This window comes from Pseudarthrobacter sp. CC12, assembly GCF_039907755.1.
GTDB classification, from domain to species: Bacteria; Actinomycetota; Actinomycetes; order Actinomycetales; family Micrococcaceae; genus Arthrobacter; species Arthrobacter niigatensis.
The window spans coordinates 36420-62911 of sequence record NZ_JARDJH010000009.1; the positions used below are offsets into that span (position 1 = coordinate 36420).

At 68.2% G+C, this 26492-nt stretch carries 17 protein-coding genes and 2 tRNA genes; 10 read left to right on the plus strand and 9 right to left on the minus strand.

Annotation, left to right across the window (positions count from 1 at the left end; genetic code table 11):
- Positions 1-3: 3 nt before the first annotated feature.
- The 7 genes from PV772_RS09100 to PV772_RS09130 form a co-directional block, all read right to left on the minus strand.
- The gene (locus PV772_RS09100; RefSeq protein ID WP_141158107.1) at positions 4-630 is read right to left on the minus strand and encodes a bacterial proteasome activator family protein; all 627 of its coding nucleotides are present in this window, start codon (positions 628-630) and stop codon (positions 4-6) included.
- A gap of 78 nt (positions 631-708) precedes the next feature.
- Positions 709-912, minus strand: a complete 204-nt coding sequence (locus PV772_RS09105) for a YbdD/YjiX family protein (RefSeq protein WP_141158108.1) — start codon at positions 910-912, stop codon at positions 709-711.
- A complete protein-coding gene (locus tag PV772_RS09110) occupies positions 912-3209 on the minus strand; it encodes a carbon starvation CstA family protein (RefSeq protein ID WP_141158109.1) in 2298 nt (765 codons plus the stop codon). The genes PV772_RS09105 and PV772_RS09110 overlap by 1 nt, the downstream gene beginning before the upstream one ends.
- 145 nt (positions 3210-3354) lie before the next feature.
- Positions 3355-6210, minus strand: coding sequence for an FtsX-like permease family protein (locus PV772_RS09115; RefSeq protein WP_347885925.1), 2856 nt, complete (start codon positions 6208-6210; stop codon positions 3355-3357).
- The gene (locus PV772_RS09120; RefSeq protein ID WP_347885926.1) at positions 6210-6947 is read right to left on the minus strand and encodes an ABC transporter ATP-binding protein; all 738 of its coding nucleotides are present in this window, start codon (positions 6945-6947) and stop codon (positions 6210-6212) included. Before PV772_RS09120 ends, PV772_RS09115 begins: the two co-directional genes overlap by 1 nt.
- Complete coding sequence (locus PV772_RS09125) at positions 6944-7549, minus strand: PadR family transcriptional regulator (protein ID WP_141158112.1); 606 nt, start codon at positions 7547-7549, stop codon at positions 6944-6946. Before PV772_RS09125 ends, PV772_RS09120 begins: the two co-directional genes overlap by 4 nt.
- A 116-nt stretch (positions 7550-7665) precedes the next feature.
- Positions 7666-8649: an NAD(P)H-quinone oxidoreductase gene (locus tag PV772_RS09130; RefSeq protein WP_347885927.1), complete on the minus strand. Its 984-nt coding sequence runs from the start codon at positions 8647-8649 to the stop codon at positions 7666-7668.
- Between the two features lie 108 nt (positions 8650-8757).
- On the opposite strand from PV772_RS09130, the gene PV772_RS09135 reads away from it, so the two are divergent.
- Positions 8758-8845 (plus strand) — tRNA-Ser (locus PV772_RS09135).
- 420 nt (positions 8846-9265) lie between these two features.
- Complete coding sequence (locus PV772_RS09140; RefSeq protein ID WP_347885928.1) at positions 9266-13795, plus strand: ExeM/NucH family extracellular endonuclease; 4530 nt, start codon at positions 9266-9268, stop codon at positions 13793-13795.
- Positions 13796-13882: 87 nt separating this feature from the next.
- Here the strand turns inward: PV772_RS09140 and PV772_RS09145 are convergent, their stop codons facing one another.
- Complete coding sequence (locus PV772_RS09145; protein ID WP_347885929.1) at positions 13883-15817, minus strand: FAD/NAD(P)-binding protein; 1935 nt, start codon at positions 15815-15817, stop codon at positions 13883-13885.
- 84 nt (positions 15818-15901) lie between these two features.
- Here PV772_RS09145 and PV772_RS09150 point away from each other — a divergent pair, with 84 nt between their 5' ends.
- The 4 genes from PV772_RS09150 (at position 15902) to PV772_RS09165 (ending at position 20485) form a co-directional block, all read left to right on the plus strand.
- Positions 15902-18160 (plus strand): prolyl oligopeptidase family serine peptidase, encoded by a 2259-nt coding sequence (locus PV772_RS09150; protein ID WP_347885930.1) that lies wholly within the window; start codon positions 15902-15904, stop codon positions 18158-18160.
- Positions 18161-18165: 5 nt separating this feature from the next.
- On the plus strand, positions 18166-18705 hold the full coding sequence (locus tag PV772_RS09155) for a GNAT family N-acetyltransferase (RefSeq protein WP_141158117.1): 540 nt from the start codon (positions 18166-18168) through the stop codon (positions 18703-18705).
- A 92-nt stretch (positions 18706-18797) separates the two neighbouring features.
- Positions 18798-18886 (plus strand) — tRNA-Ser (locus PV772_RS09160).
- A 117-nt stretch (positions 18887-19003) separates the two neighbouring features.
- The gene (locus tag PV772_RS09165) at positions 19004-20485 is read left to right on the plus strand and encodes an MFS transporter (protein WP_141158118.1); all 1482 of its coding nucleotides are present in this window, start codon (positions 19004-19006) and stop codon (positions 20483-20485) included.
- Here PV772_RS09165 and PV772_RS09170 read toward each other — a convergent pair.
- On the minus strand, positions 20409-22613 hold the full coding sequence (locus tag PV772_RS09170; RefSeq protein ID WP_347885931.1) for a RecQ family ATP-dependent DNA helicase: 2205 nt from the start codon (positions 22611-22613) through the stop codon (positions 20409-20411). The genes PV772_RS09165 and PV772_RS09170 overlap by 77 nt on opposite strands.
- Positions 22614-22764: 151 nt before the next feature.
- Here PV772_RS09170 and PV772_RS09175 point away from each other — a divergent pair, with 151 nt between their 5' ends.
- From PV772_RS09175 to PV772_RS09190, 4 genes are all read left to right on the plus strand, one after another.
- The gene (locus PV772_RS09175; RefSeq protein WP_347885932.1) at positions 22765-24183 is read left to right on the plus strand and encodes a phosphomannomutase/phosphoglucomutase; all 1419 of its coding nucleotides are present in this window, start codon (positions 22765-22767) and stop codon (positions 24181-24183) included.
- 6 nt (positions 24184-24189) lie between these two features.
- On the plus strand, positions 24190-24687 hold the full coding sequence (locus PV772_RS09180) for a hypothetical protein (RefSeq protein ID WP_347885933.1): 498 nt from the start codon (positions 24190-24192) through the stop codon (positions 24685-24687).
- A 15-nt stretch (positions 24688-24702) separates the two neighbouring features.
- Entirely contained in the window at positions 24703-25152 is a 450-nt protein-coding gene (locus PV772_RS09185; protein WP_347885934.1) for an Rrf2 family transcriptional regulator, read from the plus strand.
- 138 nt (positions 25153-25290) lie between these two features.
- Entirely contained in the window at positions 25291-26451 is a 1161-nt protein-coding gene (locus tag PV772_RS09190; RefSeq protein ID WP_018771224.1) for a globin domain-containing protein, read from the plus strand.
- Positions 26452-26492 lie beyond the last annotated feature (41 nt).

The window sequence follows — 26492 nt, forward strand, 5'->3', positions numbered from 1 at the left end:
ATCCTACAAGTACTGGCCCGGGCCGTGGTCCGGGTCCTCACGCTGACCAGGCCGGCCCTGTTGCCCGGGCCGGGCGCCGGCCGGGGCACGCTGGGGCTCGCCGTTTTCACCGATCACCACGCCGGGCGCAATCATGGTGCCCGGCGGCAGTTGGCGCAGCTGCAGCTGTGCGGCTGCGTGTTCCCGGGCCGCGTTCTGGGCGGCGATGGCCGTTTGGATCCCATGGAACAGGCCCTCAAGCCAGCCCACCAGCTGGGCCTGGGCAATCCGGAGCTCTGCGTCCGATGGTGTGGCGTCACCTGAGAACGGCAGGTTGATCCTGTCCAGTTCTGCCACGAGCTCGGGCGCAAGGCCGTCCTCCAGCTCCTTGATGGAGCGGGCGTGGATGGCAGCCAGCCTGCCGCGTGCGGCATCGTCCAGTGGGGCGGACTTCACCTCTTCAAGCAGCTGCCGGATCATGGTGCCGATCCGCATCACCTTGGCAGGCTCGTCCACCAGATCCTGCAGGCTGCTCCCCCTGGGCCTTCCGTCCGTCCCGGAGGGAACCTGAACGGGGTCCTCCGTGTCGTCCACGGGAGTACCCTCTACCGGAAGGTCCTCAGCTGCCTGAGTGTCATTGGGATCGCTCATGCGTTCATACTCTCACGGCCCGTCCGGCCATGGTCCACCTGTGAAGGCCTGTGGCGCGCTTGTCCGCTGCGGGCTCAATCAGCAGCACCGGCCTTGGGGGTTGCTGTCCTGGCGGTCTGTGCGGTCCCGCCAGAACTCCCGCTCTGTCAGGGGCGCTTCGGCATGCCCGGCGGCCCGGTGGTGTTCCAGGTACTTGGCGTAGGCGTCCGCGCCCATGACGCCGCCCAGGTAGCGGGCAAACCCGCGGAACCCGTTGGCGACCAGGGCGATCCCGGCGCTCATCAGTGCCCGGTCCGTTCGAGCCGGGCCTCGGCGGGCACCTTCTCCCATTCGGCAGCCAGTTCACGTTCGGCCGTGGTTGGTACCAGCCCGGCCGGCGCAAAGACGCGCGACGGAACAGCCGGGTCCTCGTTGTCGGTGATGGCCGCTCCTGCCGACCGGTCCCGGAACGCCTTGGCCGTGGCGAGGAGCGCGGTGGCGATCACGATGATGCTGAGCACCACGAAGATCACGGACAGCCAGCCCTGGATGGCCGTGTTGCGGACCACGGCTTCCATCGCGGCCACCGTCTTCGCGGTGCCGAATTCCTTCTTGCCGTCGGCCAGCGCCTTGCTGAAGGCCGCGTTGTTGGCGAAGTAGCCCACGGCAGGGGTGGAGGAGAAGATCTTCTGGTAGCTCGCGGTGATGGTCACCACGGCTGCGAACGCCAGCGGCAGGGCCACGATCCACAGATACTTAAAGGTTCCCCGTTTGGCAACGATTGCCAGGACCACGGCCAGCGCGATGGCGGCGAGCAGCTGGTTGGCGATTCCGAACAGCGGGAACAGGGTGTTGATGCCGCCCAGCGGGTCGGTGACACCCATGAGCAGCACTGCGCCCCAGGCTGCCACCATGATGGCGGTGCAGAGCCAGGCTCCGGGACGCCAGGAGGCCTCCTTGAACTTGGGGACGAAGTTGCCGATGGAGTCCTGCAGCATGAAGCGGGCAACACGGGTGCCGGCATCGACGGCAGTGAGGATGAAGAGCGCCTCGAACATGATGGCGAAGTGGTACCAGAAGCCCATGAGGGCGGTCCCGCCCACGAACTGGTGCATGATGTGCGCCAGGCCCACCGCCAGAGTGGGAGCGCCGCCGGTACGGGACACGATGCTTTGTTCGCCAACGTTCCGCGCCGTCTCGGACAGCAGGTCCGGGCTGATGTTCACTCCGGCCAGGCCAAGGCTGTTGACCCAGGTGGCTGCGGTTTCGACGGTGCCGCCGGTCAGTGCGGCGGGAGCGTTCATGGCGAAGTAGAGTCCGCGGTCGATCGAGATGGCGGCCACCAGGGCCATGATGGCCACGAAGGATTCCATCAGCATGCCGCCGTAGCCGATGTACCGCGTCTGCCGTTCCTTCTCCACCAGTTTGGGGGTAGTACCGGATGAGATGAGGGCGTGGAAGCCGGAGAGTGCGCCGCAGGCGATGGTGACGAACAGGAAGGGGAACAGGGCGCCGGAGAATACGGGGCCGTTTTCCCGGCTGGCGAATTCGCTGAACGCGGGAACGGTGACCTCGGGCCGGACCACGATGATGGCCAGCGCCAACATCACGATCACGCCGATCTTCATGAACGTGGAGAGGTAGTCGCGCGGGGCGAGCAGCAGCCACACCGGCAGGATGGCGGCGATGAAACCGTAGATGATCAGGCCCCAGGCGATGGTCACCTTGTCCAGGTGGAACACGGCTGCGCCCCATCCGGTCTGGGCCACCAGGCCGCCGCCGATGATGGCGGCCATCAGCAGGACGAAGCCGATGATGGAGACTTCCATGACTTTGCCGGGCCGCAGGTAGCGGAGGTAGACGCCCATGAAGAGGGCGATGGGGATGGTCATGCCCACCGAGAACACGCCCCACGGGCTTTCACCCAGGGCGTTGACGACGACGAGGGCCAGGATGGCCACGATGATCACCATGATGAGCAAGGTGGCAATGAGCGCTGCCGTGCCACCGATCACGCCGAGTTCCTCACGGGCCATCTGGCCCAGGGAGCGGCCGCCGCGGCGCATGGAGAAGAACATCACCAGGTAGTCCTGGACGGCGCCGGCGAGGACCACGCCCACGATGATCCAGATGGTGCCGGGAAGGTAGCCCATCTGGGCGGCGATGACCGGGCCCACCAGCGGGCCGGCGCCTGCGATGGCGGCGAAGTGGTGGCCGAAGAGCACGTTCCGGTCGGTGCGGACATAGTCCTTGCCGTCGGCCTTGTACTCGGCCGGGGTGGCACGCCGGTCGTCCGGCTTGGTGATGTAGCGTTCGATCACCTTGGAGTAGAAGCGGTAGCCGATCAGGTAGGTGCACACGGAGGCGAAGACGAACCAGATGGCGTTGACGGTCTCGCCGCGCACAATGGCCAGCATGAACCAGGCAACGCCGCCCAGCAGGGCAATCGCGGCCCAGAGCGCGATCTTCGCCGGGGTCCATTTCCGGTCCTCGGCGTCGAGCCGTGCCTGGTCGACGGCGGGCGGGGGAAGATCCGGGTCCGTAGCCAGTCCGCCCTCCGCCCGGGATCCGTTGTTCCGTTGGTCAGGCGCTCCGGCCATGTCTCCTCCTTGAGAGTTATCCCACTTTTCCTACTGGGCACCCTACCAACGCGGGTCCCCGCTTCCGCGGCCGACGGCGGCGCGGCGCCCGGCTGTGCGGTGAGCGGCGGCGCCGCGGCGACGAATGAGGGTCGAAAGCCCCAGGCTAGGCCACGCTGCGCCGGGACAAGGGCAGCCCGGAAGGGGTAAAGGTCCAGGCAAGCACTGCGCCCGTCACCGGTACGGCCATTACGAGGGCCAGGAGGTGCAGCCAGGGAACGTCGACTGCTGTCCGCATGTCCGACGACAGGACAAGCAGGAAGGCGGGCACTACCCCTGCCAGCACCCCCAGCAGGGCGCCCACGCCGCTGGTGAAAAGGGCCTGCGATCCTGCCAGGGCCTTGCGCAGCCGCGGCGAGGCTCCCACGCCGGCAAGCGTGGCGTGGTCGGTGCGGGCATCGGCCAGGGAGAGACCGGTGGTGATGCCCGCTGCGCTGAACGTGATGAGCGCGGCGGCGGCCACAATGGACCACGTCATCCACTGGCTGCCCTGGGAAATGCCAGGCTCGGCCCGGAAGTCCATGCCAGGCTGCCGGTAGACGGCCGCGATGGCAGCGGAGGCTGCATCAGCCTCCGCCTCCGACGGATACTTCGCCAGCTGAACCAGCAGCCCGGCGGGTTCAGCGTGGAGCTCCAGGCGTGCGGCGGTTTCCGGCGAGACAACACCAAAGTATGGGACCGGGACAGAAGGCTCGAGTACCGTTGCGGCCAGGGAAGTGCTCCTCACCGTCGAGGGCACCGTGCCGGGCCCGGACGGCGCCGGACCGTGGGTCCGTACATCTTTCCCCTCCAGCAGGACTGTTCCGTCACGGACGAAGACGGGGTTGGTCACTATCATTCCACCGGCGTCCAGCACCGCCAGGGACTCCGCAGATGGATCGCGGCCCAGTGCTGCGCGGACGTCGTCCACCCCGCCGACCAGGATGGCCCGGCTGGAGGGCTGTTCGTTGACCATGGACCCGCGGCACCGCCAGTCCCCCGGGTCCACTACCCGTCCCATGGGTGTGGTCGGGCACGTATTGGCCTGCGGCCTGGCAAGCGAAAACACCAGGCAATTCGAGGTGTCCGTCAGTGCCGGCAGGCCTGGATCTGCGGGGCCCTCGGGGCAGTTCCGCAGGCTTGCGGGGGCGGTGATGAGCCGGGTCGATTGGACAGTCCCGATGGCACCATCCACCGCGGCGGAGAGCGCGCCGGCGTCAATGTGCATGCGTGGCCGCATGCTGCCATCGGCTGCGAGGGGCTGGTCCACCGTAAGAGGAAGGTACGCCTGGTTCTCCAGGGCGCCCCAGTAATGCGCGTCCCGCAGGCCGGCCTGCTGGCTGGCTGACAGCACGAGGGCGGCGCTTGCCAGGGTGGCCGCCGCGAGTACGGCGGCGACGGCGGGGACGCTCCGGCCACGGTTCCGCGCAGAGTCCCGCGCCGCCATCCGGAGGGAGAGGGAAAGCCAGCGCGTACGGGACGTCAGCCGGAGGATCAGCCATCCGGTCAGCATTACCAGGCCCGCAACTGCGGCCACTGCCCCGGCGATCAGCAGGGTGGCCACCACCGGCAGTTGCTCCGCCCGCTGGTCGGGATCGGTCGTGGAACCGCTGAGAAGCCAGCCGGCCCCAAGCAGCCCTGCGGCAACTGCCAGCGCGACGACGCCGGCCACGGTGGTGCGGCGCCCCGTCGACGCCGGCGCCCGCCCGGATTTGAGCGCACCCAGCACGGCCTGCCTTGACACCTGGCGCGCCGGGACCAATGCAGCCAGGACGCAGGCGCCCAAGCCCATCGCCATGGCCAGGGCGGTCAGGAGGGGGTCCGGGTGCAGGCCGGCCAGCCGGGCGGAACCGGTGGAACGGACCACGTGGACGACGACGGCAGCGGCCCCCAGCCCCACTGCGGCGCCGCCGGCCACGGCCAGGCTGCCAAGCCACAGTCCGCCGGCAGTGACGACGGCTCCGATGGTGGAAGTGTCCGCTCCGGCGGATGCCAGCAGTGCCAGCTCACGTACCTGGCGCTTGGCGCCGACAGCGAACGCGGCTCCGGCCAGCAGGCCCACCTCGAGCAGTGCGAGCGCACCGACCAGGCCGAAAGTGGCATAGACGGTCACCAGCACCGGGGAGTTGTCGTGCAGCAGGGAACCTGGAACGGTGCGCTGGTCGGCAAACGGCGGGTCCAGCACCACGCTGCGGGACAGCACGCCCACGCCTTCGCTGTTGGCCTCCCTGACCTGTTGCCAGGTGACCGGTTCGGGGCCCACCAGGTAGTAGGACACAGACTGGCGGGTCGAGGGGCCCGCCGCAAGGTCCCCGGGCGCCTGGCCGGCCTTGAGGTACAGGATGCTGTTGCTGTCCGCGACGGAAGCGTCACGGATGGTGCCCACCGGGACGAAGGTTCCTGCCGACGTCGTAAATTCCTGGCCGAAGGCGAGGTGGAACCGCGACATCAACCCCGGCGAAACCAGCACCTCCGTCCCGTCCCGCGGTGCGCGGCCGGCCAGCAGGCTGTACTTGCCGTCAAACGCCGGATTCAGCGCGTCAACCTCGCGGCCCTGCAAGGAAACAAGGGCCGCGCCCACGCCGGTGGTCAGCGTGAGCGTCCGCTGCGGAAGGACCTCGTAGCCCGCCGGGAGGGCGTCGGCCGGGTCTGTCCGCTCGAAATCCGGGTCGTAGCGGCCGGAGCTGGAAGCGATGACACCATCATTGAGCGGATCCTGCAGGGAGTCCGCGCTGGGAACCGCCAGGACACTGAACCTGGCCTGGGAGTTGCCCAGTTCGTACCGGAGAATCTCCCCGGGCGTGCGCTGTGAGCTCTGGTAGAGGGTGGCGGCGCCGGTCATGCCGGCCACCGGCAGCATGATCAGCAGGACGATCAGGAGCGAGCGCCCCTTATGGCGGGCGATGTCGCGGCGGGCCAGCCGCAACGCAACCCGGCGGCCGCTCCGGCGCCCCTGCGGCGCGGGAGCCAGGTCAAGCGGCATCAGAGTCCGGCCTGGGTAAGGAGCATCGTGGGGTCGTGCATGGCTGCCGCCTGGTCAATGATGCGTCCGTCGCGCAGGAAAACCACCCGGTCCGCCCAGGCGGCGTGCCTGGGCTCGTGGGTGACGAGCATGACGGCGGCTCCGGCGTCTGCCCTGGCACGCAGCACCTCCATGACCCCCTGGCCCGTTGTCGAATCCAGCGCACCGGTGGGCTCGTCGGCCAGGATCAGCCGCCGCTTGCCCACGATCGCACGGGCGATGGCCACACGCTGCTGCTGGCCGCCGGACATCTGGTCCATGAAGCGGTCCGCAAGCTCCGGGATGCCTACCTGCCGGAGCGCATCGGCGGCCTGCCGTTGCGCCTTGCGGGCCGATGTTCCGTCCAGTTCCAGAGGCAGCGCCACGTTTTCCGCGGCAGTCAGCGTGGGGACCAGGTTGAAGTCCTGGAACACGTAGCCAACGGCCCGGCGGCGCAGGCGGGCCAGTTCGTTCAGGTTCAGCCCGGCCAGGGGCGTGGACTCGACGAAGACAGCGCCCGACGTCGGCCGGTCCAGTCCGCCGGCAACGGCAAGCAGGGAGGACTTTCCTGAGCCGGACGGACCCATGACCGCGACGAACTCCCCCGCGCAGATGGTGAGGTCCACGCCGCGGAGGGCTGCGACCGCCGTCGCCCCTTCCCCGAAGGTCCTGCCGACCTTGGCGAGTTCAAGGACCTGCTGCGGCCCCGGCACGCTCACCGGCGGCTGTCCGCGCTGAGCGGGGCATCTTCCGTGGCCCCGTTGGACGTCTTCCGGGCCGGTCCCGCAGCGGCGGCCTGCGCCTGCTGGACCATCCTGGCTTCGCAGAGGTCCAGCCAGCGGACTTCCGCTTCGGTCTGGAAGATCAGCGAGTCCAGCACCAGGAGCCAGGCGGTATCCGTAGCCTTCTGGTTCGCTGCGGTGTCGCGCCGGGCCTTGGTGTAGTCCTGCAGGGCCCTGATGGACGCTACGCGCTGGGCCTGGATGATGGCCTGAACATCAACCCCGGGCAGGGTGACGGCGAGCGCCAGCTTGATGGCGAGCTCGTTGCGGGGCGGGTTGTTCCGCTCCACGGGGGCGGCGAACCAGCTCCGCACCTCCGCCTTGCCGGCAGGGGTGATGCTGTACACCACATGGCCCTCACCGTCGTCGCCCTCCTTGGCCACCAGGGCATCGCGTTCCAGCCGGTCCAGGGTGGTGTATACCTGCCCGATGTTCAGGGGCCAGGTGGCTCCGGTGCGGTTCTCGAACTCGACCCGCAGCTGGTAGCCGTAACGCGGCTGGTCCTGCAGCAGGGCGAGGAGGCTGTGGCGTATCGACATGGTGCTCCCCCGGGCTTAGTCATTGCCGGCATGCACAGGCCCCCAAGACCCGTGCATACCGCGTATACCAAGCCTAAGCCGGATCACCCTCTAGCGCAATACCGGGTATGCATTTCTTAGAGGACCAGGAGGACCTTGCCCACATGGTCGCCGCTGTCGAAGTAGCGGTGCGCGGCACCGACCTGGTCCAGCGGGAAAGTCTTGGCAACCAAAGGGCGGATCCTGCCATCGGCCACCAGCGGCCACACGGCGTCGCGGACGGCGGTCATGATGGCACCCTTTTCCGCCACGGGCCTGGGCCGAAGCGCGGTGGCCACCACGGCCGCCCGCTTCTTCAACAGCAGCCCAAGGTCCAGCTCGCCCTTGGTGCCACCTTGCAGGCCGATCACCACCAGGCGCCCATAGTCGGCCAGGGCATCCACGTTTTGCGGGAGGTATTTGGCTCCCACCACGTCGAGGATGACGTCCGCCCCCTTGCCGCCGTTCTGCCGCCGAAGGCTCTCCGGAAAGTCTTCCTCTTTGTAGTTGATGGCAATGTCCGCGCCGAGGAAGGCTTTGGCGGTGCTGACTTTCTCATCAGTTCCGGCCGTGGTGGCCACCTTGGCCCCGAACGCCTTGGCCAGCTGGATAGCCATGGTGCCGATCCCGCCCGTGGCCCCGTGGATCAGGACTGTCTCGCCCGGCTGCAGCTGCGCCGTCATAATGAGGTTCGAGTAGACCGTTGCCGCCACTTCCGGCAGCGACGCGGCCGTAACGAGGTCAACGCCCTCGGGGACGCGCAGCACCTGCTCGGCCGGGACTGCCACCTGCTGCGCGTAACCACCCCCTGCCAGCAGGGCCACTACCTTGTCCCCCAGCGAGAACGGCTTGCTGACGCCGGGTCCAAAGCCGGCGATCCGGCCTGACACTTCCAGCCCCGGGACCTCGGAGGCGCCGGGCGGGGGCGGGTAGAACCCCCGGCGTTGCTGGACGTCGGCCCGGTTCAGCCCCGCTGCCACCACGTCGATCAGCACTTCGCCCTGGCCGGGAACCGGGGCGTCCACGTCCCGAACTTCCAGCACTTCCGGGCCGCCCGGTTCAGATATATAGACGGCTTTCATGGACCTCTCCCGTTCCTGACTCAAATCCTGGCTGCATCCAGTGTGCACCGGGGGCTTCCCCGGGCCTGTTTTGTTGCAGGCAAGTGCCTATGAAACACTACTAGCTGAGGAAGGTTGTCCGAGCGGCCGAAGGAGCTGGTCTTGAAAACCAGTGTGCGGTAACCCCGTACCAAGAGTTCGAATCTCTTACCTTCCGCAAGGGAACCCCTGGCAGCCGGCACCGGCCGCCAGGGGTTTTTTGCTTTAAGATCCGCGGCCCGGCCGTGTTGCCTGCACGTAAATTCTTTGGACAAACCCCTGCCGGACCAGGATTCGGATGCTACTGGCGGGTATCGTTTGTGACTGCCGGCACACCCCCGGGTTGTCGGCGGGCATCACTCCCGCCACCAGCATCTCCGGAACGGGCTTGGGGAAAAGCCCGGACCGGACGGTGGGGCGCTCCGCTGGGGAATGCCCCACCGAATGCACGCGCCAGCAACCTTGCGTTCATTCAGTGCTGTTGTCATGTGCCTGGACAACCACCATGCCAGGCACGATCCTGCCCAGTCCGATCCATGAAGCATGGACGCACCCACCGGACCACCCACCCGGTACTCCTCAATGAAAGTAAGAGCGGATGCATCAAACACCTTGGAAGTCAGCGCTCGGCGCAGCATTGTCAGCGGGGCTCATCGCAGCCCCGCTGGCTGCTGTTCCGGCGGCCGCGGAGGTCTCAGCCGCGGCCGGCACATCCCCCGTTGTCATCAACGAGGCCTACCTGAGCGGCGGCAGCAGCGGCGCCGCGTACAAGAACAAATTCGTGGAACTGTACAACAGCTCGGACGCGCCCGTGTCCCTGGACGGCTGGTCGGTACAGTACCGCTCCGCCACCGGAACGGCCGCTCCCAGCGGAGTCGCCGCATTGTCCGGGTCCATTCCCGCCAAGGGTTACTACCTGGTGCAGGGCGGGAGCAACGGCACCAATGGCGCAGACCTGCCCGCACCGGACCTCGTGGCCGGGGCGCTCAACTTCGGCGGCAGCGGAGGCACCATTGTGCTCGCCAAGCAGCCCACCGCCGTCGGACTTCCCACCGGGTCTGTGGTGGAGCCCGCGGGCGTGGCCGATCTCCTGGGCTACGGCAGCTCCAACACGTTTGAGACCAAGGCCGCCGCGGCACCCGCTTCCAACACCGACGTGAAGAGCCTGAACCGGACCGGCGGCGCGGACAGCAACAGCAATGCCGCTGACTTCACGCTCAGCGCCGGCATCACCCCCACGTCCTCCGGCGGTACCGCACCGGCCCCCACCCCAGACCCCGCACCTGTCCCCGACCCGGTCGGCAAAGCCATTGCCGAAATCCAGGGCACCGGCGCCGAAAGCCCGCTGGCCGGAGCCGCCGTCACCACCAAGGGCAAGGTCACCGCGGCCTTTCCCACGGGCGGACTGAACGGCTACTACATCCAGACCCCCGGCACGGGCGGTGACCTGAGCGCCACCAACCACTCCGCGTCCGACGGCATCTTCGTCTACTCGCCCGCCACAGTGGGATCGGTGCAGGCCGGAGACTACGTCCAGGTCACGGGCACGGTTGCCGAGTACTACGGAATGACCCAGCTGAACGTCACGGCGGCTACGGGCCTTACCAAACTGTCTGAGGCCGCACCCGAGGTCAAGCCCACCATCTTCACGCTTCCGGCCGGCGAGGCCTTCCGCGAGTCCCTGGAAGGCATGCTGCTGGCACCCCAGGGCCCCATGACCGTCAGCGACAACTACAGCCTGAACCAGTACGGCGAGATCGGCCTGGCCGGCGGCACCACCGCGCTGGAGCAGCCCACCGCCGTGGCACCCTACGGCTCGGCAGAATACGCCGCCGTCGTGGCGGACAACGCTGCCCGCGGCATCAAGCTCGACGACGGGTCCAGCACCAACTTCCTCAAGGACGCCACCACCAAGGCGGAGGTGCTGCCCTACCTCACCACCGCGGATCCGGTCCGGGTGGGCTCACCCGTCAGCTTCACCACCAACGTGGTGCTGGGCTACGCCAACAACTCCTGGAAGTTCCAGCCGCTGACCCACCTGACGGAGGCCAACAAGGCCACCGTCCAGCCGGCCCGCTTCGGCGCCACCCGCACCGAGGCCCCTGCGGCCGTGGGCGGCAACCTGAAGCTCGCGTCCTTCAACGTGCTGAACTACTTCCCCACCACCGGTGACCAGATCGCCGGCTGCAAGTTCTACACCGACCGCGCAGGCAACCCCATCACCGTCAGCGGCGGCTGCAACGTCCGCGGCACCGCCAACGCCGGGAACTTCAAACGCCAGCAGGACAAAATCGTCGCCGCCATCTCCAAGTCCGGCGCCGACGTCGTCACCCTGATGGAAGTGGAGAACTCCGCCCAGTTCGGCAAGGACAGGGACGACGCGCTGGCCAAGCTCGTGGAGGCCCTTAACATCCCCACCCCGGGCATCTGGGACTACGTCCGCACCCCCGCGAACGCACCCCCGCTGGCCGACGAGGACATGATCCGCACAGCGTTCATCTACAAGAAGGCCGCCGCCGAGCCGGTGGGCGAATCCATCATCCACAACGACACTGTCGCCTTCGCCAGCGCCCGCAAGCCGCTGGCCCAGGTTTTCAAGCCCGTCGGCGCCCCTGACGACAAGAAGTTCATCGCCATTGCGAACCACTTCAAATCCAAGGGCTCGGCTGCCACTCCGGACGACACCGACAAGGGCCAGGGCAATTCAAACCTCGCCCGCACCGCCCAGGCGCAGTCCCTGCTGGCCTTCTCCAACTCCCTGCAGCAGGACAAGGGCACCGACAAGGTGTTCCTGATCGGCGATTTCAACTCGTACGGCAAGGAAGACCCCATCAACGTCCTCACCGGCGCGGGGTACGTCAACCAGGACGACAAGGCCAGGAATGCCGACGGCACGGCCAAGCACTCCTACCTCTTCGGCGGCCTGGTGGGCTCGCTGGACCACATCCTGGCCTCGCCGGCAGCCAACGCGGTGGTTACCGGTGCGGACATCTGGAACATCAACTCGGTGGAATCCGTGGCCCTGGAGTACAGCCGCTACAACAGCAACGTCACCAACTACTACGCACCGGACCAGTTCCGCGCCAGCGACCACGACCCCGTGGTGGTGGGCCTGGACCTCCCGGCAGTCCCCGCCACCGTTGACCTGAACCTCCTGAACATCAACGACTTCCACGGCAGGATCGATTCCAACACCGTGCAGGTCGCCGGGACCATCGAAAAGCTCCGTGCCGCAGCCGCGCCGGGTGCCACGGCCTTCCTGTCGGCCGGGGACAACATCGGCGCCTCGCTCTTCGCGTCTGCGGTCGCCAAGGACCAACCCACCATCGACGTCCTGAACGCCTTGGAGCTGAAAGCGTCCGCCGTGGGCAACCACGAGTTCGACGGCGGCTGGGCGGACCTGCGCGACCGCGTCATTGCCGGCGGCACCAACGCCAAGTTCCCCTACCTGGGTGCGAACGTCTACAGGAAGGGCACCACCGAACCGGTCCTGCCGGAGTACACGGTGCTGGACCTGAACGGCATCAAGGTGGCAGTAATCGGCACCGTCACCCAGGAAGTCCCCGCCCTGGTGACTCCCGCCGGCATCGCCGACCTCGACTTCGGGGACCCGGTGGACGCCATCAACCGGGTGGCCGCCAGGATCACGGCGGAGAAGGCTGCCGACGTCATCATCGTTGAGGACCACGACGGCGCCGGGTCGGGGGTGGTGGAAGGCGCCACCCTGGAGCAGGAAGTGGCAGCCGGCGGGCCTTTCGCCAAACTGGTCACCGAAACCTCCCCCGAGGTGGATGCGATCTTCACGGGCCACACCCACAAGGAGTACGCCTGGGACGCCCCGGTGCCGGGCGCCGCGGGCAAGACCCGGCCGATCGTGCAGACCGGCAACTACGGTGAGAACGTGGGCCAGATCCAGCTGACCGTGGACACGGCCACCAAGCAGGTGACCGGGTACAAGGCCGGGAACGTCAAGCGCACCACCGACGCCGCCGCCGGCCTGGTCGCTGCCTACCCGCGCGTGGCCGCCGTCGACGCCATCGTCAAGAAGGCCCTTGCGGACGCGTCCGTGGTTGGCAACCAGCCCATCGGCTCGGTCACCAAGGACATCACCACGGCGTTCACCACCGACGCCACCGGTGGTGCCAAGCGCGATGACCGCGGCAGCGAATCCACCCTGGGCAACCTGGTGGCCGACTCCCTGCTCTCTTCCCTGCAGCCGGCCGAGCTTGGCGGTGCGGAGATCGGCGTCGTCAATCCCGGCGGCCTGCGCAACGAGCTGTACTACGCACCCGACGGCACCATCACCTACGCCGAGGCCAATGCGGTCCTGCCGTTCGTGAACAACCTGTGGACCACGTCCCTGACCGGTGCGCAGTTCAAGACGCTGCTCGAACAGCAGTGGCAAACCAACGCCGACGGCACGGTTCCCAGCCGGGCCTACCTGCAGCTGGGCCTGTCAAAGAACGTCAACTACACCTACGACGCCGCCCGCCCGGCCGGTGACCGGATCACGTCAGTGCGGGTGAACGGCGACCTGCTGGACCCAGCCAAGTCCTACCGGGTGGGCACGTTCAGCTTCCTGGCCACCGGTGGCGACAACTTCCGGATCTTCACCGCGGGCACCAACACCCGCGATTCCGGGCTGGTGGACCGGGATGCGTGGATCGGGTACCTCCAGAAGAGCAGCCCGGTGTCCCCCGACTTCGCCCGGCGTTCGGTGGCTGTCACCAACACAACTGCCGACGGGGTCAAGCCGGGAGAGCCCATCACGTTGACGGTCTCCAAGCTTGACCTGACCTCCCTGGGCAGCCCGGTGAACACGGCCCTGGAAGCTTCGTTCACCGACGCCGCCGGAAAGGTCACCCCGCTGGGTACGGTACCGGTGGCCGCCGGTGCGGCCCCGGTTGACCTGGCTGTCCCGGCCGGGGCGGCGGAGGGCGCGGCAACCCTGGTGCTCACCGCCGTCGAATCCGGCACCGTGGTGAAGGTGGCAGTGCTGGTGGGGGCCGACACACCGGCGCAGCCGGTCTGTGTCCCGCCGGCTAAGCCGACCCGGCCCGCGGACCTTAAGGGCCAGGCGAACTACGGACAGGCCATGGCCGCGTACCGCGCCTGCCTGCGGGGCTAACACCCTGGATGCGCCATCACTTGTGGTCCCTATTCCGACGGTTTAGCGGCCATAAGTGATGGCGCATCGCCCTTTAAGATCTTGGAATTACGCCCTGCGAAGGATGGCGGCGGCAATCTCGTCCGCGTCACGGAGCGTGCGCTGGCCACTGCGGTACGCAGGCCCGCCGGGCTGCACAGCCTCTGCGGCGATGGCGGTGCCCCACTGGGCCGAGGAGAGCTGCAGCCCCAGCACGAAGAGGCCCTCGGTGACCGACCCGTTGGCCGCCACCGGGCGGTACGGGTGCGGCTCCACGTCCAGGCCGGTGGACTCGATGGGGGCACCTTCGGCAGTCATCATGAGCTTGGGCCGCGCCAGCCCGTCGGCCAGCAGCTGCGCCAGGAGCGGTGAATCGTTGGCCAAGACCCGGTTGCCGGGGGCCAGGGCCTCCACCAGGGTCCGGGCCGCGGCCGGCGGCCCCGCCACCCACGGCGAGGAAGCGGTGAACAGCGCCGATCTCCGGTCCACGCCGAATTTCGGGTCCGGACCCACGAAGCTGACCACCCCGGCCCGTGCCAGGGCCGCGAGCTGCTCGGACCGCAGTGCGGGCGGTCCGCTGGCCAGGCCCTCCACAAACGATTCAAACCAGCCCCGCAGGCCGGCGACCCATGACGCATCGGTGATGCCGCCGTCGGCCACCGCCGTCTTCAGGACGGCACGCCCGTGGTGCAGCGCGCCGATGGCCATCTTGACGGGGTCGTCCTCGCCCAGCGCTGAGCGGCGCGCATCGTCAAGCAGGAACTCCACGACGGCAGCATCATGCGCGCTGCGGGACTCGAAGGAACGCCCCGCCAGCGGGGCCGCGAGTCCCGGCAGGTCCAGGCGGTGGCGGGGGCCGAGGTGGACGGCCAGGACGCTCTCAACACTGTCCTCCCAGTTCGCGGCGCTGTGCGCGTGCGGCTGCAGGGCTTCCTCCAGGGCAGCGAGGAAGGCAGGCGCGTCGGGCACCGCGCCGGGCTGCGAGCGCACCAGCGTTGAGTAGTAGGCCCACAGGGCATCCCGGTGCAGGAGCGGCCACAGGTCATGGTCGAACGAAGGGCGGATCCCAGCCTTCGCCAGCCTCTCGATGGCGGCCTCGGTGAGGTACCGGAGCGTTATGGAGGAGGCGTAGTAGCCGTCCAGCGTCGCCTTGGCACGGTACGGGGTCCCGCGCCGCGAGGCCGCAATGATCCGGGGTTCCTGGCCGGACGGTTCATACACCAGGCCGCTGCCGTTGGGCACGAACTTGCCGCCGCGTCCCTCGGTGAGCTGGCCCATGGTGTCAAAGAAGTTCAGGCCCATGCCGCGGACCAGGACCGGTTCCCCGGCGGGGATTTGGGACCAGTCCACATCCGCGGGAACGGCCGGGGGAAAGTACTGCAGGCCCAATTGCCCGGCGGCCGCCTGCAGCTCCCGCTGTTCGGGGTTCAGCCGGGACGGCACATGCCCCAGGGCGAGCACCACGGAACGGGCGCGGATGGCCGCTCCGGTGGCCAGGCCGACGTCGAACGTTCCGTCCCCGGCCGGACGCACCGACGTTGCGGTCGTTTCGTGGAATTCAACCGTGACGCCGTCGGATGCCTTGCCCAGGAGCTCCTCCACGGTACAGCGGAGGTAGCGGCCGTAGAGGGCACGGCTGGGAAAATCATTCGATCCCAACACCGCCAGCTCCGCCCGTTCCTCCGCGGTGAGGGACGGCAGCGGATCCCGCTGCTGCCGGGCCCGCCACTGGTCGAAGGTGGTGCCGGCAACAGGTGCGGGAAGCGCCGGATCCTCGGGAACCAGGGTGGGATAGAACGATTGGGTATTCATGAGGAACAGCCGGGATTGTCCCGGCTGCCACACATGTCCCGGGCCTGCCGGGTAAGGATCCACGACGTCGATGTGCAGGGGCGCTTTCGGGCTCCGGGCGACGGCGGTGTGGGCGAGCAGCCGCTCCAGCACGCTGGTGCCGCGGGGGCCGCCACCGATGATGACGGCGCGGTTGCTCTGCGATATTTCCACGCCATACAGCGTACGGGCTGGAAGCGGAGTGTGCGCCGGACGCTTGACTTGCCAGCCATGGGGGATGTTGTTTGGATGGGGCGCATGACCACCACAGCAGCTGATCAAGCGTCCGTTCCCGGCCCCGGCAGGGACACCACCGGCACCAACTCCCGCCAAACCGCGCCGGAACCCGTCGACGAAAATGTGTGGCTGGAGGACATCTACGGCGAGGAACAGCTGGCCTGGGTCAAGGAGCAAAACTCCCGCACCGAGGACCTGCTGGAGGGCAGCGGCTACGACGAACTGGAGGCCGGCATCCTGGAGGTCCTTGACTCCACGGACCGGATCGCCATGGTGGGCAAGCGCGGAGACTGGTACTACAACTTCTGGCGCGACCAGCAGAACCCCAAAGGCCTGTGGCGGCGGACCACCTGGGAGAGCTACTGCACCGACTCCCCGGAATGGGATGTCCTGCTGGATGTTGACGAGCTGTCCCGCGCCGAAGGCGACGAGTGGGTGTTCCACGGTGCCACGTTCCTGCGCCCCGCGGCCGGGGAGCCCTACCGGCTGGCGCTGCTTGCCCTCTCCCCCGACGGCGGCGACGCCAACCGGTACCGCGAGTTCGACGTCGAGGCGCGCGGCTTCGTGGACCACGCCCGTGGCGGGTTCGACCTCCCCACGGCGAAAGGCAACGTCTCCTGGCTCGACGCCGACACCCTCCTGGTTGCCTCCACCGCGGACGGGCTGCCCAAGACGGCCTCCTCCTACGCCCGGACGGCAGTGACGCTTAAGCGCGGAGAGTCCCTGGCCTCGGCTCCACGCCTCTTCGAGGTGCCCGAAGACCACATGATGGCCATGGCGGCCCATGACTCCACGCCCGGCTTTGAGCGGACCTTCGCGGTGGACTACATCGACTTCTTCAACCGCACCAACTTCGTGCTGCGGGACGGAAGCTGGGTGCAGATCGACGTGCCCACCGACGTCAACGTCAGCGCACACCGGGACTGGCTGCTCTTCCGCCCGCAGCAGGACTGGGCCCTGGACGGCACCACTTACCCTTCCGGCGCGCTGCTTGCCGCCAATTTCGAGGACTACCTCGCCGGCAGCCGGGACCTCACCGTCCTGTTCACCCCCGATGCCCACACTTCCCTGCAGTCCTGGAGCTGGACCCGGAACTTCCTCCTGCTCAACCTGCTCAAGGACGTCTCCTCCGAAATCCGGGTGCTCGACCCGTCCCGGCCTTCCGGCAACACGGACGGCGGCTGGGCGGCAACCCTCCTCGACGCCTGCCCGCCGCTGCATGACGTGAACGCCTACGCGGTGGACGACGAGGACGAGGCACCGGCCGACGGCGGGGCCGGTGATGACTTCTGGCTCATCGCCACCGGCTTCACCACTCCCACCACCCTGATGCGCGGCGCCCTGGAACCCGGCAACCTGGAACCCGGGAGCGCCGGGACGTCCGGCGTGGTGAGCCGGCACGCGGTGGTCAAGACCTCGCCGTCGTTCTTTGCCGACGATGACTATGAGGTGGAGCAGCACTTCGCCGTGTCCGACGACGGCACCCGGGTCCCGTACTTCCAGGTGGCGCCGCGCGGGCTGGCGTTGGACGGGCAGAACCCCACCCAGCTGTCCGGCTACGGCGGGTTCGAGGTGTCACGCACGCCTGCCTACAGCGGCGCCGTTGGCCGGGCGTGGCTGGAGCGGCGGACCACGGTTTCGGACGGCAGCGACGGGAAGGCGCCGCACTCGCGCGGCGGGGTGTATGTGGTGGCGAACATCCGCGGCGGCGGCGAGTACGGGCCGGCCTGGCACCGTGCCGCGTTGAAAGAAAACCGCCACCGCGCCTACGAGGACTTCGCAGCAGTGGCGCGGGACCTGATTTCCCGCGGTGTCACTTCGCCGCGGCGGCTGGGGTGCGTGGGCGGGTCCAATGGTGGACTCCTGGTGGGGAACATGCTCACCCGGTATCCGGAACTGTTCCGGGCCGTTTCCTGCGGTGTGCCCCTGCTGGACATGCGCCGCTACACCAAGCTCTCCGCCGGGCACTCGTGGATTGCCGAGTACGGCGACCCCGACGACCCCGAACAGTGGGAATACATCAGGACGTTCTCCCCCTACCACCTGCTCAAGGACGCGGTGGAGTACCCGGAGACGTTCATCTGGACCGCGACCTCGGACGACCGGGTGGGCCCGGTGCAGGCACGGAAGATGGCCGCCCGGATGCTGGCCATGGGCATCCCGAACGTGTGGTTCCACGAGGCCCTGGAGGGTGGCCACGCCGGCGCCTCCGACAACCGGCAGGCAGCTGCCCTGCAGGCGCGAAGCCAGCACTTCCTGTGGAAAGCGCTGGCGGGCTGACGGCCATGGCAGCCCGCCTGGCCGTTCGGCGGGCTGTTGCCGCGGACATAGAGCGGCTGGCCCAGGTGCACGTCCGCTGCTGGCAGGAGACCTACCGGGGCATGCTGTCCGATGCCTTCCTCGCCGCCGTGGACCCGGCGGACCGGCTGCGGCTCTGGCAGCATTTGCTGGACCGCGCGGATCCTGCCGAAGCGTGGGTGGCGTGCGACGGCGGGACGGTGGTGGGGTTTGCCGGTTCCCGCCGGCTGCCTGCCCCCGGCTCCCCGGAAGGGCACCCGCCGCCCGCCTCGGGAGACCTGGAGCTGTGGGGGCTGTACCTGCTGGCCTCGCACCAGGGCCTTGGCTTGGGCGGCCTTTTGCTGGACGCTGCCATCGGCTCGAGGGCAGCGAGCCTTTGGGTGGCAGCCGCCAACAGCCGGGCCATCGGTTTCTACCGCCGCTTCGGCTTTGCACCGGACGGCGAAGAGGACGTCCTGCCTGCGTGGGAGGACCTCCCGGAGATCCGGATGGTCCGCCCGGCGCAGGGCCGGCCGCGGAGCACTTGAACCCTGTTGACCGGGGGCGGAGCCTGTGGCGGGCACCGTTTTGCACTGCATGGCCGGATCTGCGTATCCTTGGTGGGCTAGTAATAGCAACTGGAGACGTGCCAGAGCGGCCGAATGGACTTCACTGCTAATGAAGGGTCGGGGTTAAACTCGACCGGGGGTTCAAATCCCCCCGTCTCCGCGTTTGGCCCCGGTCCCCTGGACCGGGGCCTTTTGCGTTTCCGGCGGCTCGTGGAACGCGCTGTCCGGCCAACGGACGCCGCGGGCGCCGCCGGTGCCGCAGTGGCAGGATTGGCCCATGGCGGCACCCAGCAACCCAGACCACCACGACGATGCCCGGACGGGATGGAATCCGCGCCTCGCCCTCCTGGTAGCGGCAGCGTTCTTCATGGAATTCCTGGACGGCACGGTCCTCACCACTGCCATTCCCAGCATTTCGGCTGACTTTGCCGTCCCCGCCGCCAACGTCAACATCACCATGACCGCCTACCTGCTGACGGTGGCCATCGGCATTCCCCTCAGCGGCTGGCTCGCTGAACGCTTTGGGGCCAGGCGGATCTTCTGTACAGCCATCGCGCTGTTCACCCTCTCATCCCTGGCCTGTGCGCTCAGCCAGGACCTGGCCACACTGACCATGAGCCGCATTGCCCAGGGTACCGGCGGCGCCATGATGGTCCCGGTGGGAACGCTGGTGGTGCTGCGTGGAACACCGAAGTCGGACCTGCTGCGCGCCACCGCGTTCCTGGTATGGCCCGGGCTCCTGGCGCCAGTCCTCGCGCCACTGGTGGGCGGCGCGCTCACCACGTACCTGTCATGGCACTGGATCTTCCTGGTGAACCTGCCGCTCGGCGTGGCCGCCTTTGCGGCATCGCTTCGGCTGGTTCCGACGGTGCCCGGCGATCCCGGCCGGCGGCTCGACTGGCCGGGAATGCTCCTGACAACAGTTGGCGTCGGTGCCCTGGTGACCGGGCTGGAACTTGCCAGCAGCCACCCGGGACTTCCCTGGGCCGGAATCAGTGCCGCTGCCGGAGCCGCTGCACTGACCGGGGCCGTCCTGTGGATGCGCAGGGCTCCCCACCCGCTGTTCAACCTGCAGGTCTTCCGCACCCGGACGTTCCGGGCCATGGCCACGGGCGGCTTTGTCTACCGGGTCACCATAAGCTCCGTCCCGTTCCTGCTGCCGCTGATGTTCCAGGCAGGCTTCGGCTGGTCGCCGCTGCACGCCGGCGCCTTGGTGGCAGCCGTGTTCATTGGCAACATCGGGATCAAACCGGCCACCACACCTTTGATCCGTAAGTTCGGCTTCAAGGCGGTGCTGGTGTTTGCCTCCCTGGCATCAGCCGTGACGTTCGCCCTCTGTGCCTTCCTGACACCGGAAACCCCGGCGGCTTTGATGGCCGTACTGCTGGTATGCAGCGGCGCCTTCCGCTCCATCGGCTTTTCGGCCTACGCCTCGGTCCAGTACGCGGACATTCCTCCGGCCCAGCTAACCTCCGCCAACACCGTGTCCGCCACGCTGGTGCAGCTCGGCACAGGCTCCGGCATCGCCATCGCGGCCCTGCTGATCCGGACTTTCGAGGGCCTCACCTCCGCGGCCCAGGATCCGGCCGGCCCTTTCCGCGGCGCATTCCTGGCGATGGCCGTCCTGATGCTGGCAAGCACCGTGGACAGCATCCTGCTCCCCCGGCATGCCGGGGCCGCAGTCAGCCGGCCTGCGCCAGCACCAGCGGCAGCACCGCTCCCGCCCCGGCCAACCGAAGGGCGCGCCCCGCGACGGTGAGGGTCCACCGGCTGTCGGTAAGGTCGTCGATGAGCATCACCGGCTGCCCCTGGACGGACTGCAGGGCGGCTTCGAGCTCAGAGCCCACCACCAACCGGTCCCAAACGCCCGCCAGCCGGTAGGCGCTGTTGCCACCGCGCCCGCCGGTGGGACCGCCGTGCGCCAGCTGCAGCTCCCCGAGGTAGGGAATGCGCCCGATCTCGGAGATGCCCCGTGCCAGCGAGCCCACGAGCTGGGGCTTGCCGCGGGATGGGACGTTCACAATGGCGGCCGGCCTGCCCACCCCGCTCCATCCCGGGTTCCGGGCGTCGCCGGTTCCCCACTCGCGCAGTACCTGCACGCAGGCCTGGAGCAGTCCGGGATCCACCGGCCGGTCCTCCGCGCCGGCAGCGAACAGCTCCCGCAGGGCCCCGCCCCAGCCGAGGTCCGTCAGGCGGGCCAGGACGCGCCCGTCCGAGAGGCCCTCGCCCGGCTTGAGTTTCCCCTTCACGGGTACCCCAAGACGGTCCATGCCGCTTGGCCATTGAAGACGCGGCTCCAGGACGCCGCCCGCCCTGCTGAGGGTCTGGCTGGCTGCAGCCGTGGCGTCGGCTGCCACGTCCGCCGGGAACCACTGGCCGGCGCAGTTGTCGCACCGGCCGCACGGCCGGGCCGTCTCGTCATCCAGGACCGAAGTGATGTACTCCATCCGGCAACCAGCCGTGTCCTGGTAGATAACCATGGAGTCCTGCTCGTCCACCCGGGCTTCCGCTATGCGGCTGTAGCGCTCGGCGTCGTAAACCCAGGGCTGGCCGGTGGAACGCCAGCCGCCGCCGACCCGCTCCACCGCTCCGTCCACGGACAGGACCTTCAGCAGCAGCTCAAGCGGAGTGCGGCGAAGGTCCACCCTGGCCTCCAGGGCAACCGTTGACAGCGCGGCGCCGGACTCGGCCAGCGCAGTCAGCACGGCTGCTGCCTTCTCTTCCGATGGCATGGACGCGGTGGCGAAGTACTGCCAGATTTCCCGGTCCTCGGACCCGGGCAGCAGCAGGACATCGGCGTTCGCGGCGCCACGGCCGGCGCGGCCCACCTGCTGGTAGTACGCCACCGGCGACGACGGCGCACCGAGGTGGACAACGAAGCCAAGATCGGGCTTGTCGAAGCCCATTCCGAGCGCAGAGGTGGCCACCAGCGCCTTGACCTGGTTGTCCTTCAGCAGCTGCTCTGCCCGCTCCCGGTCCGCCGGATCGGTCCGCCCGGTATAGGCCAGCACGTTGTGTCCCGCCTCGGACAGGAGCCGGGCAGTGTCCTCCGCCGCGGAAACGGTCAGGGTGTAGATGATGCCGCTGCCGGGAAGGTCGGCCAGATGGGTCAGCAGCCATCCCAGCCGCTCCTTGGAATTGGGCAGCGACAGGACACCCAGCCGCAGCGAGTCCCTGCCCAGGGAGCCGCGGATGGTCAGCACGCCCGCGCCGAGCTGTTCTTCGATGTCATGCACCACCCGTGAGTTGGCCGTGGCCGTGGTGGCCAGGACCGGCACCGTGTCCGGCAGCCGGGTGATGAGGTCCGCGATCCGGCGGTAGTCGGGGCGGAAGTCGTGGCCCCAGTCGGAAATGCAGTGGGCTTCGTCGATGACCAGCAGCCCTGTCCGGCGGAGGAGTTCGGGCAGCTGGGTCTCCCGGAACGCCGGGTTGGTGAGCCGCTCCGGGGACACCAGCAGGACGTCCACCTCGTCCGCGGCCAGCTGCTCACGGACGGTGTCCCATTCCAGCTGGTTGGCCGAGTTGATGGCCACGGCCCGGACCCCTGCCCGGGCGGCGGCAGCCACCTGGTCCCGCATCAGCGCCAGCAGGGGCGAGACAATCAGCGTGGGCCCGGCCCCCCGGCGGCGCAGCAGCAGGGATGCCACGAAGTACACCGCGGACTTGCCCCAGCCGGTGCGCTGGACCACCAGGGCCCGCCGCCCGCCGTCGACCAATGCCTCAATGGCTTCAAACTGGCCGTCGTGGAAAACGGCGCCCGGGTTCCCCACCAGGCCGCGAAGGACCTCCAGCGCCTCGGCGTGCGTGGCGGTCCCCGGGCCGTCCGGGCCTGCCGTATCTGCAACTGCGGTAGCGGAAACTGTGGACGCGTACTGGTTATTGGCCATTGGTTCAGTATCCCAGCACCCTCCGACACCCCGCACAGCGATGGCGCCGCTATGTGGAAACCTGCCAGGTACGCGCTGCAAAGCCACTGCTGTGACGCAGGTTCTCCCCAAACCCGTTGGCCACATGCGCCGCACACGTAAGATAAAGCCCGTGACTAGCGAACAGACAACGACATTTGATCTCTCGGCATCCTTCAAGGCCTACGACGTCCGTGGGATCGTCGGGGAGTCGATCACCGCCGAAATCGTCGAAGCCGTGGGGGCCGCGTTCGTGGATGTCCTGCAGCTCGAAGGCCAGACCATCGTGGTGGGCGGGGACATGCGCCCTTCCTCCCCCGAGTTCACCAAGGCCTTCGCCAACGGGGCGGCAACCCGGGGTGCCAACGTGGAACTCCTGGACCTGATCTCCACCGATGAGCTGTACTTCGCCTGCGGCTTCCTCAACCGCGCCGGAGCCACCTTCACCGCCAGCCACAACCCCGCCGAATACAACGGCATCAAGATGGCCAAGGCAGGCGCCGTTCCCATCTCCTCCGAAACCGGCCTCAAGGACATCCAGGCCCTCTCGGAGCAGTACCTGAACTCCGGTTCCATTCCCGCGGCCGGCACCCGCGGCCTGATCAGCGTCCGCGACGTGCTAAAGGACTACTCCGAGTACCTCCGCAAGCTGGTTGACCTCTCCTCGTCCCGTCCGCTGAAGGTGGTGGTGGACGCCGGCAACGGCATGGCCGGCCTGACCACCCCGGCCGTCCTGGGTGACGCGCTGTTGCCCAAGCTGTCCTTCGACATCGTTCCGCTGTACTTCGAACTGGACGGTTCCTTCCCCAACCACCCGGCCAACCCGCTGGAACCGGAAAACCTCCGCGATCTGCAGGCCGCAGTGATCGAACACGGCGCGGACATCGGCCTGGCCTTCGACGGCGATGCCGACCGGTGCTTCGTCATTGACGAAAAGGGCGAGCCCGTGTCGCCGTCAGCCATCACCGGCATGGTGGCGCGCCGCGAGATCGCCCGGGCCAAGGCCCAGGGCGAGGAAAAGCCCGCCATCATCCACAACCTCCTGACCTCCCGCGCCGTCGCCGAACTGGTGGAGCACGACGGCGGCCGCCCCGTCCGTACGCGCGTGGGCCACTCCTTCATCAAGGCAGTCATGGCCACGGAAGGCGCAGTATTCGGCGGCGAGCACTCCGCGCACTTCTATTTCCGCGACTTCTGGAACGCTGACACCGGCATGCTGGCTGCCATGCACGTCCTGGCGGCCCTGGGTGAACAGGACGGCCCGCTCTCCGACCTGGCCCGCGAATACGAGCCTTATGTCAGCTCCGGCGAAATCAACTCGGAGGTGGAGGACAAGCCGGCTGCCGTGGAGCGCGTGCGCCAGGCGTTCGCGGACGAGGACCTCACCATCGACAACCTGGACGGCAGCACGTTCACGGCCAATGACGGCAGCTACTGGTTCAACCTTCGCCCGTCCAACACTGAACCGTTCCTGCGGCTCAACGCCGAAGCCACGGACCGCGCCACCATGGAACGCGTCCGCGACCGCGTCCTGGCCCTGGTGCGGGCCTAGCACCGGATGACCCACCACAAAGGGCCGGCAGCGGACGGGCACAGCGGGCAGGAGAGCTGGCGTGATTCCGTCCCCGAAGCGACGGCAACAGACCTGGAGAACCTCCTGGGCACGGGCGTCAGCGCGGCCCAGGAGCAGCTCCAGCGCGCCGGCGGTTTCCTGCCCTTCGCCCTGACCGTCCAGAACGACGGCGAGGTGCGGCTGGTTGCCGTCTCCCCGGCGGATGCCGGAGAGGGCAGTGGCGGGGAGTTTGACGCCGACGCCATGATCCACGACCTGCAGGCACTCCTCCGCCAGAACCGCGGCGACTTCCGCGCCGCCGCAGTGGTCTGCGACATCCTGCTGGTGGAGGAGGATTCGGATGCCATCCACGTGGCGGCTGAACACCAGGATGGGTCCCTCTTCGCCGCCGTGCTTCCCTACTCGGCCAACGCCACCACCCAGTCCTGGGAATACGGCGAGCTTGGCGCCGACGCCAGCGAGCCAGTCATCTGGGTGGACTAGACCAGAGTTGTCGCCATGAAAATCAATGCCTTCGCTGACGTGAGCCTGCGGGCACTCATGGTGCTCGCAGCCGTTCCGGACGGCACGCTGCTCACCACCCAGGGCATCGCGGACTCGGTGGGGACACCGTACAACCACGTAAGCAAGGCCATGGCCAGGCTGCGGACCATGGGCCTGATCGAGGTGGTGCGCGGCCGGTCCGGCGGTTCGCGGCTCAGCCATGCGGGACGCATCGCCACGGTAGGCCAGATCCTGCGGCAGCTTGATACCCGCACGGATCCCGCGGACTGCGTGTCCCCGGGCGGGAACTGCCCCCTCATCAATGAATGCAGGCTCCGCGGGGCCCTGGCCCGCGCCCGCGAGGCCTTCTACGCGGAGCTGGACTCCGTGGTGATCGCGGAACTCCCCCAGGCCCGGCAAATGGCTCCGGTCTTCCAGATGATCGGCCTCCGCCCGGGGCTTTGAACCGACTATCCGAGCGCAGGCTCCCGGTTTGATTTCAAACTTCTACAAGGTGTAGAACTGAGGCAGAAATACTCGTATTTCAAATATGAGTTTTCATCCGGCCGGACGAAGGCCCCGGCCACTACCTCAGGAGTTCAGATGCTCTCGGACAAGTCCCGCCCCGTCATTGAGGCCACCCTGCCGCTGGTCGGTTCCCGGATCGGATCCATCACCCCCAACTTCTACGCCCGCCTGTTCGCGGCGCACCCCGAACTGATGGATGGCCTGTTCAGCCGCTCCAACCAGCGCTCCGGCAACCAGCAGCAGGCCCTCGCCGGGAGCATCGCCGCCTTCGCCACCCATCTGGTGAACAACCCGGGCACCCTGCCGGAAACTGTCCTTTCGCGCATCGCGCACCGGCACGCCTCCCTGGGCATCACGGAGCCGCAGTACCAGGTGGTCTACGAGCACCTGTTCGCCGCCATCGCCGAGGACCTGGCCGAGGTGATCACTCCTGAAATCGCCGAAGCCTGGACCGAGGTGTACTGGCTGATGGCGGACGCCCTGATCAAGCTCGAAAAGGGCCTCTACGCCGCGCAGGCCAACGACAAAATGTGGACGCCCTGGCGGGTGGCAGCCAAGGCACCGGCAGGAACCGGGTCCATGACCTTCACCCTGGAGCCGGCCGACGACACCCCCGTCACCCCCGCCCTGCCCGGCCAGTACATCAGCGTCAAGGTGGCCCTCCCGGACGGGCTGCGCCAGGTCCGCCAGTACTCCCTCTCCGGCGATGCAGGCACCAGCCGCATCTTCACCACCAAGTTGGACGACGGCGGCGAGGTCTCCCCCGTCCTGCACCACACCGTCCAGGTGGGCGACGTCGTCGAGATCTCCAACCCCTACGGCGAGATCACGCTCAAGGAGGGCGACGGCCCCGTGGTCCTCGCCTCCGCCGGCATTGGCTGCACGCCCACCGCCTCCATCCTCCGCTCCCTCGCCGAATCAGGCTCCGACCGGCAGGTCCTGGTGCTGCATGCCGAAAGCACCCTGGACAGCTGGGCCCTGCGCAGCCAGATGACGGACGACGTCGAGCGCCTGGACGGCGCGGAACTCCAGCTGTGGCTGGAGAAGCCGGTGGAGGGCGCCCGGGAAGGGTTCATGTCCCTGCGCGAAGTGGACCTTCCGGCGGACGCCTCCCTCTACCTCTGCGGCCCCCTGCCGTTCATGAAGAACATCCGCAACGAGGCCATCAACGCCGGCATCCCGGCCACCAAGATCCACTACGAGGTCTTCGGCCCGGACATCTGGCTCGCCAGCTGAGTCCCCACCGCCTCCCTGACTTCGCTCCGCTCAGCCAGGGA

What these genes read in the sequence shown, in the direction of transcription:
- PV772_RS09185 (WP_347885934.1), top strand. Translation starts at nt 24,703, where the DNA reads ATGAAAATCAATGCCTTCGCTGACGTGAGCCTGCGGGCACTCATGGTG.
- PV772_RS09180 (WP_347885933.1), top strand. Translation starts at nt 24,190, where the DNA reads ATGACCCACCACAAAGGGCCGGCAGCGGACGGGCACAGCGGGCAGGAG.
- PV772_RS09190 (WP_018771224.1), top strand. Translation starts at nt 25,291, where the DNA reads ATGCTCTCGGACAAGTCCCGCCCCGTCATTGAGGCCACCCTGCCGCTG.
- PV772_RS09125 (WP_141158112.1), bottom strand. Translation starts at nt 7,549, where the DNA reads ATGTCGATACGCCACAGCCTCCTCGCCCTGCTGCAGGACCAGCCGCGT.
- PV772_RS09110 (WP_141158109.1), bottom strand. Translation starts at nt 3,209, where the DNA reads ATGGCCGGAGCGCCTGACCAACGGAACAACGGATCCCGGGCGGAGGGC.
- PV772_RS09155 (WP_141158117.1), top strand. Translation starts at nt 18,166, where the DNA reads ATGGCAGCCCGCCTGGCCGTTCGGCGGGCTGTTGCCGCGGACATAGAG.
- PV772_RS09140 (WP_347885928.1), top strand. Translation starts at nt 9,266, where the DNA reads ATGCATCAAACACCTTGGAAGTCAGCGCTCGGCGCAGCATTGTCAGCG.
- PV772_RS09165 (WP_141158118.1), top strand. Translation starts at nt 19,004, where the DNA reads ATGGCGGCACCCAGCAACCCAGACCACCACGACGATGCCCGGACGGGA.
- PV772_RS09105 (WP_141158108.1), bottom strand. Translation starts at nt 912, where the DNA reads ATGAGCGCCGGGATCGCCCTGGTCGCCAACGGGTTCCGCGGGTTTGCC.
- PV772_RS09130 (WP_347885927.1), bottom strand. Translation starts at nt 8,649, where the DNA reads ATGAAAGCCGTCTATATATCTGAACCGGGCGGCCCGGAAGTGCTGGAA.
- PV772_RS09115 (WP_347885925.1), bottom strand. Translation starts at nt 6,210, where the DNA reads ATGCCGCTTGACCTGGCTCCCGCGCCGCAGGGGCGCCGGAGCGGCCGC.
- PV772_RS09150 (WP_347885930.1), top strand. Translation starts at nt 15,902, where the DNA reads ATGACCACCACAGCAGCTGATCAAGCGTCCGTTCCCGGCCCCGGCAGG.
- PV772_RS09100 (WP_141158107.1), bottom strand. Translation starts at nt 630, where the DNA reads ATGAGCGATCCCAATGACACTCAGGCAGCTGAGGACCTTCCGGTAGAG.
- PV772_RS09170 (WP_347885931.1), bottom strand. Translation starts at nt 22,613, where the DNA reads ATGGCCAATAACCAGTACGCGTCCACAGTTTCCGCTACCGCAGTTGCA.